We start from the raw sequence: 1,332 nt of genomic DNA, 5'->3' as shown, positions 1-1,332 counted from the left end.
TTCCGTCCACAACCCGTGTTCTCGATAGTGGTGCACACACCAGCGATGAACTTGCAGCGATGGTGCTCGACAGACTCGATCAGCGCACCTGATCGCCTTAGAGCTGGCTCGGGAAATCTGCACAGCGGGGATAAGTGGAGTTTCTGCCTGACTTCGGCTTAGATGCCGGGAACAGGAGAGACCATGACGAGACGACCGCGCCGGAACCATAGCCCGGCTTTCAAGGCGAAGGTGGCACTTGCCGCCATCCGAGGTGAGCAGACGCTGGTGGAGTTGTCCCAGCAGTTCGATGTGCACGCCAACCAGATCAAGCAATGGAAAGACCAGCTCCTTGAGGGGGCGACAGGTGTGTTCGGCGATGAAACGAAAGCGGAGCCGTCGGGTCCGACCATCGATGTCAAAACGCTGCACGCGAAAATCGGCGAACTGACACTGGAGAACGATTTTTTATCCGGTGCGCTCGGCAAGGCGGGATTGCTGGGCGGAAAGAAATGATCGACCGCGAGCACAAGCTATCCGTCGTGCGCCAGGCGAAGCTTCTCGGCTTCAGCCGTGGCAGCGTCTACTATCTGCCTCGTCCGGTGTCTGACGGCGATCTGGCCCTTATGCGCCGGATTGACGAATTGCATCTCGACTACCCCTTTGCCGGAAGTCGGATGTTGCAAGGGCTCTTGAGAGGAGAAGGTCTGGAGACCGGGCGGCGACACGTCGCCACGCTGATGAAGAAGATGGGCATCAAGGCGATCTACCGCCGCCCGAACACCTCGAAACCAGCGCCAGGGCACATACGAAAGCTGGCAGTCACCCGGCCCAATCAGGTGTGGGCAATGGACCTGACCTACATCCCCATGGCGCGGGGATTTGTCTATCTGTGCGCCGTCGTGGACTGGTTCAGCCGGAAGGTCTTGTCATGGCGGTTGTCGATCACGATGGAAGCAGCCTTCTGCATCGAGGCGGTGGAGGAGGCACTTGCCCGTCATGGCAGGCCGGAAATCTTCAATACCGACCAGGGATCGCAGTTCACCTCCATCGACTTCACCGCCGTGCTGAAGAGGTCACAGATTGCCATCTCGATGGATGGCAAGGGTGCGTGGCGAGACAATGTCTTCGTCGAGCGGCTCTGGCGTTCGATCAAATACGAGGAAGTCTACCTCCATGCCTACAAGACTGTGTCCGAGGCACGCGCTGGCATCGCCCGATATCTGAACTTCTACAACACCAGACGCCCACATTGGCACTGTTGCAAAGTTAGCGATGAGGCAGCCTTTTGTCTTATTCAAAGGCCTTACATTTCAAAAACTCTGCTTACCAGGCGCATTTCGCCCAGGGGAT

At 57.8% G+C, this 1,332-nt stretch carries 1 protein-coding gene; it reads left to right on the top strand.

All coding sequences use genetic code 11. From position 1 onward, the window contains the following. Positions 1 to 183: 183 nt before the first annotated feature. A protein-coding gene (locus tag ACMWLG_RS25770) for an IS3 family transposase (protein ID WP_370737431.1) occupies positions 184 to 1,332 on the top strand; the annotation gives its coding sequence in 2 pieces (ribosomal slippage) (positions 184 to 451 and positions 451 to 1,332; 1,150 coding nt annotated over the 2 pieces). This gene is flagged as partial in the annotation.

It is taken from the genome of Enterobacter sp. 01-M-02-SI-ECC, assembly GCF_047530595.1.
GTDB classification, from domain to species: domain Bacteria; phylum Pseudomonadota; class Gammaproteobacteria; order Enterobacterales; family Enterobacteriaceae; genus Enterobacter; species Enterobacter cloacae_M.
This window is presented reverse-complemented; position numbering and strand designations above follow the sequence as displayed.